The sequence below is a fragment of the Testudinibacter sp. 'clade 2' genome (assembly GCF_006227735.1).
GTDB lineage: Bacteria > Pseudomonadota > Gammaproteobacteria > Enterobacterales > Pasteurellaceae > Chelonobacter.
The window spans coordinates 1-8,726 of sequence record NZ_VDHB01000164.1; the positions used below are offsets into that span (position 1 = coordinate 1).

Below are 8,726 nucleotides of genomic sequence, written 5' to 3' on the forward strand. Positions count from 1 at the left end.
TGTTGATTGTTGATTGTTGGTTATTCTTTGACGGTGGACGATGGACGGTGTGGGTTTGCCACCTCGTGCCCGCTGTCCTTGGGGATAGGGTTTGTAGTGACAACCAAAAAGCCACCGTGGTTGGTGGCTTGGGGAGTTATGGTAGGAAGTCTGGGTCGAGGATTTCGTCGAGTGTCCAGATTGGGCTGGTAGGGAAGTGCGACACCTCAAAGCCAGTCTCTTTAGACGCCCCCAATACAGCCAATTTCCAACACTTCAGTAAAGTATCGTTATTTGCCAACTTGTGTTTAAGTGATGGAGAGTCGTCAAATAACCCCTCAATTTCATTCCGCTGCTCTGCTATGGTTAGTTGCCAGCTTCTGCCTTGGTATGTAGGTTGATATTTCCATTTTAACAGGTGCATAATCAACACTTTCAAGCGACTACGTAACGCCGACAGTTCACTTCTACCCATGCACTCTATCTCCTCAATCAAGTTTTCTAAGTCTAACTGGTTGAAAGCGCCGTCCTTCAATAGACGTGCTTGGTCGTTGACCCAGCCATAAAAATCTTCGTTATATCCAATGCTCATATCCACCTCTCCTCTAGCAGTTATGTATTTATAATGCCCCCTTACGGGGGCATTGGTCAAGGGTGGTTGTAGTGATCCACTAATTTAACAGCCCCGAATAAGTTGTTTTGTAAAAACGGGCGGTAAGCCATTATTGTAGTGGTGCAGACGGATGTAATTATAGTACATACTCTTTCACATCCGTTACCGCACTTTCAAATGTGCTATAACCACCCCTTGCCATCTATTCCCATTTAAAACTACGGAACCAACGCTCCATCAGGGCGTTATCCCAGCAGTTTCCATGGCGGCTCATACTTTGGGTTAATCCGTGTTTTTTCACGCAGGTTGTAAACAAATCGCTACCGTAAATACTGCCTTGGTCAGAGTGAAACTAACCACAAAGTACCGTTGTCTCTTTATCCTGAGCAAATTGTCTGTCCAATATATTATCAAATCGTTTTCCTCCATCCTTACTATGGTCACACCATTTTCGAGGCTGTTTACTGCATAACCCTATTTTTTCATCAACTTAGCGGCTGAATAAAGGCTGATAAAAATGCCTTGTGCCGCCAGTTGTGTTTTCATCGTTCGCTTTCCGGCAGATACCTCTTCCGCTTTGAAAGCCGCATCGAAGGAAATTGTTATTTGTTGACTGTTCTTTGACGGTGGACGGTGTGGGTTTGCCACCTCGTGCCCACTGTCCTTAGGGATAGGGTTTGTAGTGACAACAAAAAAGCCACCGTGGTTGGTGGCTTGGGGAGTTATGGTAGGAAGTCTGGGTCGAGGATTTCGTCGAGTGTCCAGATTGGGCTGGCTGGGAATGAGTTGACCGAGTGTCCTGTTTCTTTGGACGCAAAGCGAATGGCAGCGCCCCAGACCTGTTCAACAAACGCATCCTGTTTCATTTTGTATTTCAAAGACGGGGATACGACAAGTAGGTCACCTATATCCTCACGTTGAACGTCGATTGTCAACCTCCAGCTAGTGCTTTGCAGTGCCGGCTGATACTTCCACTTTAACAAGTGTGCAATTAACACTCTTAACCGACTACGTAACGCCGACAACTCACTTCTGCCCATGCTCTCTACCTCTTCAATTAAGTTCTCGACATCTAACTGACTAAGCGCTCCCGATTTTAACAGACGCGCTTGTTCATTCACCCAACCATAAAAATCTTCGTTATATCCAATGCTCATATCTACTTCTCCTCTAGCAGTTATGTACGTATAATGCCCCCGAAAGGGGGCATTGGTCAAGGGGTGGTTATAGTACCCATCCCATGTCTTTTCTGATTTTTGCACGAGCCTTCTCTTCGTTAGCTTCACGTTTTTCTGCTTTCTTAATCGCATTCAACTTCGCACGTTCAACCAAAAACTCTGTTACACTACCATCCGTCCAGTCCTCAAAACGCTTTCCGTAGATAGTCAACGTTCTCTCATCCATTTCTCCGATTTTGAGATTTTTGACAAACTCGGTCACCTCAAAGCTGACTGTTGAAAGCTCTTTAGGGCATGAAAACCAGATTTCGTCCATGTTGATTGGCTCAATCTTGCAGATTTCTTTGTCTTTGAGTACTCTAAATCGGTTCATTTCACTCACCAGAGGTGGCAAGTGGTTGTTAATTACAGTGTATAACATATCTACCTTAAGGTTTAACTCACATGTGAGGTCGTATGCGTTAACAAATCCCAAATTCGACAACATAACTCCAGACGAAAAAGTGGCAGCGGGAGCTGCGAACTATTTACAACCTCTTGAAGGTTTTGTGGGTACAAAACAATAGATAATTACCTCCTACTAGGGTCTGACTGCCGCAGTAAAAAATAAACATTTAATCAATAGCAGAAAACTAAGAAGTGCGGTTCGGGTGGATATATAATCCGCCTCTGCTGCACCAACAAGTTCAAGCGTTTTAAGCTTAATTAGAACATTGTCTAATCCTATAGCCGCAAAAACGGTTGCCTCATACTTAACCTTGTACGGCTTGCCCTGCAAATTTCTCGGTACTGTTAGCCGATATTTCTGCCACAATAGTGCATGAAATTATTTAAAAAAAGTCTTACACTAAGCACTACTTTTTCATTCAGGAGAATATTATGGCGATTTTAGTTACCGGCGGTGCCGGTTATATCGGGTCACACACAGTAGTCGAGCTGTTGCAAGATAATCAAGAGGTGATCATTCTCGACAATTTGTGCAATTCTTCACAGAAATCCCTGCAACGGGTTGAAATTATCACCGGCAAAAAACCAACGTTTTATCAAGGGGATATTCTCGATTCGCATATTTTGCAAACTATTTTCCAACAACATTCGATTGATTCAGTGATCCATTTTGCCGGCTTGAAAGCCGTTGGCGAAAGTGTGCGTAAACCGATCGAATATTATCAAAACAATGTGCAAGGCACGATTAACCTGCTGCTGGAGATGCGCAAAGCGGACGTGTTTAATATTGTGTTCAGCTCTTCCGCCACCGTGTACGGCGATCCGGAAATTGTACCGATTACCGAAAACTGCAAAGTCGGTGGCACCACTAATCCCTACGGCACGTCTAAATTAATGGTGGAACAAATTTTAGCGGATGCAGCCAAATCCGATCCGCGTTGGAGCATGATGATTCTGCGCTATTTCAATCCGGTCGGTGCGCATAAGAGCGGTTTGATCGGTGAAGACCCGAACGGCATTCCAAACAACCTGCTGCCGTTTATCAGCCAAGTGGCGATCGGCAAATTGCCGCAACTGTCGATTTTCGGCAGCGACTACAACACCCCGGACGGCACCGGCGTGCGCGACTATATCCATGTGGTCGATTTGGCATTGGGGCATTTAAAAGCGCTTGCCAAACACAAAAACGACAGCGGCTTGCATATCTATAATTTGGGCACCGGCATCGGTTATTCGGTGTTGGATATGGTGAAAGCCTTTGAGCAAGCTAACGATATCAGCATTGCATATAAATTGGTCGAGCGCCGCCCGGGCGATATTGCCACTTGTTATTCCGACCCAAGTTTAGCCGCCGAACAGCTGGGATGGAAAACGCAATATTCGTTGCAACAAATGATGCAAGACACTTGGAATTGGCAAAAAAACAATCCAAACGGCTATCGCGATTAACCTTTAACGGGCAGACGACTGAGAATCTGCCCTGAAATACACCATTTTATCTATTTTATTGGGGTCGCCTTATGGCTGAAACAGAACAAAAAAGAAGTGTATTGTCCCAAATTTTCACCCGTAAAATGCTGATTTGCGTTTTCACCGGCTTCAGTTCGGGTTTGCCATTGTATATCTTGATTTCTCTGATTCCCGCATGGTTGCGCTCGGAGCAGGTGGATCTGGCTACGATCGGCTTTTTCGCCCTCACCGGCTTGCCCTACACTTGGAAATTCCTTTGGTCACCGCTGCTCGACCGCTTTATTCCGCCATTTTTGGGACGGCGACGCGGCTGGATTTTGATCTCGCAGTTGCTGTTGATCGTCTCTTTGGGGCTGTTTGGTTTTCTCGATCCGAAAACCCAAGGCGGTTTACAACTGATCGCTGCCGCTGCCACATTGGCGGCATTCTTTTCTGCCACGCAAGATATTGTATTGGATGCCTACCGCCGTGAGATTTTATCGGATAGAGAGCTGGGCTTGGGCAATTCAATTCATGTCAACGCCTATCGAATCGCCGGTTTTGTGCCCGGCTCGCTGTCGCTGATTTTGGCGGATTACCTGCCGTGGTCAACCACGTTTATGATTACCGCACTTTTCATGCTGCCCGGTATTTTGATGACGCTGTTTTTAAGCTATGAGCCAAAAATTGATCTGCCACCACACCGCACGTTAACCGACACCTTCACCAAACCGTTCAATGAGTTTTTCAGCCGCAAGGGTGTGATCAGTGCATTAGGCATTTTAAGTTTTATTTTCCTGTATAAATTCGGTGATAGCATGGCGACCGCACTTATCACCCCGTTTTATCTGGACATGGGCTTCAGCAAAACCAATATCGGTATTGTGGCTAAAAATGCCTCAGTCTGGCCGATGTTGCTTGCGGCCATTGCCGGCGGCATTATCATGCTGAAAATTGGCATCAACCGGGCATTATGGCTGTTCGGTGTGGTACAAATCGTCACTATTTTAGGTTTTGCTTGGCTGGCTTCCTTCGGTCATTTCGACGTGATCACTACCAAAGAGTTGATTATGTTGGGTGTCGTGGTAGCGGCAGAATATATCGGTGTCGGGCTTGGCACCGCAGCATTCGTCGCCTTTATGGCGCGCGAAACCAATCCGCTGTATACCGCCACCCAATTGGCGCTGTTCACCAGCCTTGCGGCGTTGCCACGCACGCTGTTTAATTCGCAAGCCGGTGTGTTGATTGAACATTTTGGTTATTACGACTATTTCTGGTTCTGCTTCTTCCTCGCCGTGCCGGGCATGCTCTGCCTATTCTGGGCAGCCCCTTGGAATGGTGACAGAAAGACGGAAAAATAGTAAAAGTTCGGGCGGAAAATATCCGCCCTGTTTTATTAACGAAGTTCAAAGTGCGGTCAGCCATTTTAAAACTGATCTTTAGCTTGGCGCAAACGGATAAACGCTTCCAGTGTATCGGCTTGTAAAAACGGGTTGATTTGGCGTTCCAGGCCCAATGTTGTCGGTAAGCTGGGTTGGTTGGCGGCTCTCAGTTGTTCTACCTTCTGCAATTGCTGTGCGACCGCACTCTGATCTGCCACGACCGTTAAAGCAAAACGTAAATTGCTTAAGGTATATTCATGGGCAGCACACACAATTGTGCTGTCCGGCAATGCTTTCAAACGCTGTAACGCAGCAAACATCGCTGCATAATCACCGGTGAAAACTCGCCCGCAACCACCGGAAAAAAGTGTATCACCACAAAACAGATGGTCGTCCAGCACAAAGCTAATATGTTGCGCAGTATGTCCCGCTGTGGTGATCACCTCGATCGTATAGTTGCCGATTTGTAATTTTCCCGGCTCGACCAGCACTGTTGCTAACTCAGCGACTTCCGGCGAACCGTATACCGCCAAATTCGGATAGTGCTGTTTCAACGCTGCAACGCCGCCGATATGATCCGCCATGTCCGTGCGTGAGCAAAATTGCTTGCGGCAGCAGATGATTGCGGTTCAAGTAATCTATAACCGGTTGTGACTCTGACGGATCAATAATTAAAACCCGATCGTTTTGCTTGGCATACAGCCAAATATAGTTGTCATTTAGTGCCGGTAATGGTATTAACATAGCTTGTTCTCCGTTTAATAAACAAGGTGATCAATTTATGAAATGGCGCGCAAAATATCCGTATTCTCTGCCCTTGCCGACCTCTTGGCAGCAGCTGAAGCAAGGTGATTATTATTGTAAAACACTGAATGACTATTTCAAACCCTGGTTTGCAAAGGTGTACGGTCAGCATATTTTAAAAATCGGCGGTTTGAGTGCCGAGTTGGAATGGGACTGCCCCAATCAGCACGCAATTGCGCTCTATCCTGATTTTCCGCAACCTGCCGCTTTAGACCATCATTCCATCGTGCAAGCCTGCCCGACTCGTTTGCCGTTTTATGAAAATGCGATAGACGCCTGCTTGTTGGCCAACACCCTAAATTTCAGCCAAGATCCGCACCAGTTGCTGCGTGAAGCCACTCGCGTGTTAAGCGAAGACGGCTATCTGTTTATTTCTCTGTTTAATCCGTGCAGTTCGTTGTTGTTTAAACGCCATCTAGGGCTGAAAAACCACAGCGCACCACATCGCTGGCAGATTCGGAAATACCTCACTTGGCGGATTATTGATTGGCTGGAGTTGCTGAATTTTGAAATTGTACAACAGACCACCCTCGCCAAATCGTCAGCGATACCGCACTTTTGCCGTCGCTTTTATGGTAATAGTGGACAGTTGGCGGTGATTGTGGCGCGCAAACGTACCATTCCGCTCACGCTCAATCCGCAAAAAGTGCGGTTCAAAGCACCGGTGTTTGCACCTGCCAATGTGTTGACGCGCTCTAAAGAGCGTTGCCGTATTCAATCCGGCTGATAACCGCAATCCTCTTGGCTCGGCGCTTCTGCCCCTTGCCTTGCCAATTGGTCAACTTGTTCGTTTTCGACATGTCCGGCGTGCCCTTTGACCCATTGCCACTGAATTTGATGGCGCTGAATCGCTTGATCGAGCCGCTGCCACAAATCTTGATTTTTAACCGCTTTTTTGTTGCTGGTCAACCAGTTGTTACGTTTCCAATTGTGGATCCATTGGTTGATGCCGTTTTTCATATATTGGCTGTCGCTAGATAACCGCACTTTACAACTTTCGGTTAAACTCTCCAGCGCCACAATCACCGCCAACAGCTCCATGCGGTTGTTGGTAGTTAACCGATAACCTTGCGAAATGGTTTTTTCATGCTGTTTATAGCGCAGCAACACCCCGATTCCCCCCGGACCGGGATTGCCCAAACAGGAACCATCTGTGTATATCTCTATCTGTTTCATCATCTTGCCGAATTCTTGTCAACGTTCAATTTAATTCTGAAATCATAGCTTAATTTGCTAAAATTCCCTAGCTGCAAACGTATCGGTTGCCTAAAATCGTTCGATTCAATTACAATGAATCAAATTTGGCATATTTTTAATGCAATAGAGAGGTCAAAATATGGAAGCGATAACCGCAAACCAAGCAAAAGTTCATTTTGGCAGCATGCTGTTAAAAGTGCAGGATCAAGCCGTGCAAATCAATAAAAACGGCAAACCGGTGGCGGTAATGATGTCGATGGCGGACTACGAAACGATGGAAGCTCTGAAACTTCATTTTTTACAACAACGTGTCCAGCAGGCAAAAAATGAGATTACCAACGGGCAATTAACTGACGGCAACGATTTTTTCACTGCGCTGGAAAACGGACAATATGACGGATAATGCTGCCTTATACCACTTATCCGTTCATGCCAAACAGGATCTGATTCAAATTCGGCACTATTCCAAGCTAAACTGGGGCGAAATTAAAGCACAACGCTACTTGAATATATTAAAACAAACCCTCTCCTTTTTGGCACTCAATCCGGCATTGGGCAAAAAACGAATAGAGTTGGGTGATGATGTTTTCAGCTTCCCATGTGAAAGCCACATCATTTATTACATCAAACACCACTCAAATATCGTTATTTTAGCCGCGCTGCATAAAAGAATGGTGCCGAAAAACCATTTAAGCAACGAGCGTTAAGCTAAATATCTTTTACGGTAAAACCTATGACAACAAAAAACACGCCTCAAATCATACCGCAGCGCCAAGTGGTGCTGGATACTGAAACTACCGGCATGAACCAGTTCGGTGCGCACTACGAAGGACATTGCATTATCGAGATCGGAGCGGTCGAATTGATCAACCGCCGCCCGAGCGGACGCACCTTTCATGTTTATATCAAACCCGATCGCGAAGTCGATCCTGAGGCGATTAAAGTGCATGGCATCACCGATGAAATGCTAGCAGACAAACCGCCCTTTGCCGACATTGCCGCTGAGTTTATCGAATTTATCCGCGATGCCGAACTGATTATCCACAATGCGCCCTTCGATGTCGGCTTTATGGATTATGAATTTAGCAAACTGGCTGCCACCAAACAGATTAAAACCCACAAAATCAGCTTAATCACCGACAGCCTAGCGATGGCACGCAAAATGTATCCCGGCAAACGCAACAATTTGGATGCGCTATGCGATCGTTTGAATATCGACAACAGTAAACGCAGCCTGCATGGGGCGTTGCTCGATGCCGAGATTTTGGCCGATGTGTACTTGCAAATGACCGGCGGGCAAGTCAGCCTGTTTGACGAAGAGCACGCCATTGAAAATATGTCTCACACGGCATCGAATCACAGCGTGTCAACAAATAGTAGTCTAACTGCATCGAGAAATGCGTCATTGCGCACCATTTTACCAGACGATGAAGAACAGCAAGCGCATCAAAACTACTTTGAACTGCTGCAAAAGAAAAGTCGCAATAACTGTATTTGGCTGAAACGCAGCGAGCATTAAGCGATATACTTTCACACTCAAGCAGCAAAAAGTGCGGTTTTGCAGCGATTCGCTTATGGATTAAGCAATTGAAAATAGTTTTAAAAAAAAGGGTTGACTGCAACTGCATAGCCCTTTATCATTCGCCTCACTTAATCGCGGAGTGGTAGTTCAGTTGG

Annotated in this window: 11 protein-coding genes and 1 pseudogene; 6 read left to right on the forward strand and 6 right to left on the reverse strand. The window is 46.1% G+C overall.

The features are described 5' to 3' along the window. Window positions 1-136 precede the first annotated feature (136 nt). The 4 genes from FHQ30_RS11570 to FHQ30_RS11585 form a co-directional block, all read right to left on the reverse strand. Window positions 137-571: a DUF29 domain-containing protein gene (locus FHQ30_RS11570; protein ID WP_139612280.1), complete on the reverse strand. Its 435-nt coding sequence runs from the start codon at window positions 569-571 to the stop codon at window positions 137-139. 495 nt (window positions 572-1,066) lie between these two features. Beyond that, on the reverse strand, window positions 1,067-1,240 hold the full coding sequence (locus FHQ30_RS13295; RefSeq protein ID WP_176552690.1) for a hypothetical protein: 174 nt from the start codon (window positions 1,238-1,240) through the stop codon (window positions 1,067-1,069). 74 nt (window positions 1,241-1,314) lie between these two features. After that, the gene (locus tag FHQ30_RS11580; RefSeq protein WP_139612279.1) at window positions 1,315-1,749 is read right to left on the reverse strand and encodes a DUF29 domain-containing protein; all 435 of its coding nucleotides are present in this window, start codon (window positions 1,747-1,749) and stop codon (window positions 1,315-1,317) included. 67 nt (window positions 1,750-1,816) lie between these two features. Continuing rightward, window positions 1,817-2,191 carry a hypothetical protein gene (locus FHQ30_RS11585; RefSeq protein ID WP_139612278.1) on the reverse strand — a complete coding sequence of 125 codons (375 nt, stop codon included), beginning with the start codon at window positions 2,189-2,191 and terminating at the stop codon, window positions 1,817-1,819. 458 nt (window positions 2,192-2,649) lie between these two features. On the opposite strand from FHQ30_RS11585, the gene galE reads away from it, so the two are divergent. Together galE and FHQ30_RS11595 are read left to right on the forward strand one after the other, a co-directional pair. Further along, window positions 2,650-3,666 carry a UDP-glucose 4-epimerase GalE gene (galE, locus tag FHQ30_RS11590; RefSeq protein WP_139612277.1) on the forward strand — a complete coding sequence of 339 codons (1,017 nt, stop codon included), beginning with the start codon at window positions 2,650-2,652 and terminating at the stop codon, window positions 3,664-3,666. A gap of 71 nt (window positions 3,667-3,737) precedes the next feature. Next, window positions 3,738-5,027, forward strand: a complete 1,290-nt coding sequence (locus FHQ30_RS11595) for an AmpG family muropeptide MFS transporter (RefSeq protein WP_139612276.1) — start codon at window positions 3,738-3,740, stop codon at window positions 5,025-5,027. Between the two features lie 65 nt (window positions 5,028-5,092). Here FHQ30_RS11595 and gloB read toward each other — a convergent pair. Continuing rightward, a pseudogene (gene gloB, locus FHQ30_RS11600) lies at window positions 5,093-5,792 on the reverse strand (hydroxyacylglutathione hydrolase). Window positions 5,793-5,829: 37 nt separating this feature from the next. Here gloB and FHQ30_RS11605 point away from each other — a divergent pair. After that, window positions 5,830-6,579, forward strand: a complete 750-nt coding sequence (locus FHQ30_RS11605; RefSeq protein ID WP_139612275.1) for a methyltransferase domain-containing protein — start codon at window positions 5,830-5,832, stop codon at window positions 6,577-6,579. Here FHQ30_RS11605 and rnhA read toward each other — a convergent pair. Beyond that, window positions 6,567-7,031, reverse strand: a complete 465-nt coding sequence (gene rnhA / locus FHQ30_RS11610) for a ribonuclease HI (protein ID WP_139612274.1) — start codon at window positions 7,029-7,031, stop codon at window positions 6,567-6,569. The two genes, FHQ30_RS11605 and rnhA, sit on opposite strands and share 13 nt — an antisense overlap. A 157-nt stretch (window positions 7,032-7,188) precedes the next feature. Between rnhA and FHQ30_RS11615 the strand changes: the two genes are divergently transcribed. From FHQ30_RS11615 to dnaQ, 3 genes are read left to right on the forward strand one after another with little or no spacing between them, the layout of a single operon-like run. Further along, window positions 7,189-7,452 carry a type II toxin-antitoxin system Phd/YefM family antitoxin gene (locus tag FHQ30_RS11615; RefSeq protein ID WP_139612273.1) on the forward strand — a complete coding sequence of 88 codons (264 nt, stop codon included), beginning with the start codon at window positions 7,189-7,191 and terminating at the stop codon, window positions 7,450-7,452. Continuing rightward, complete coding sequence (locus FHQ30_RS11620; RefSeq protein ID WP_139612272.1) at window positions 7,442-7,756, forward strand: type II toxin-antitoxin system RelE/ParE family toxin; 315 nt, start codon at window positions 7,442-7,444, stop codon at window positions 7,754-7,756. The genes FHQ30_RS11615 and FHQ30_RS11620 overlap by 11 nt, the downstream gene beginning before the upstream one ends. Before the next feature lie 26 nt (window positions 7,757-7,782). After that, window positions 7,783-8,568 carry a DNA polymerase III subunit epsilon gene (dnaQ, locus tag FHQ30_RS11625; RefSeq protein ID WP_139612271.1) on the forward strand — a complete coding sequence of 262 codons (786 nt, stop codon included), beginning with the start codon at window positions 7,783-7,785 and terminating at the stop codon, window positions 8,566-8,568. Window positions 8,569-8,726 lie beyond the last annotated feature (158 nt).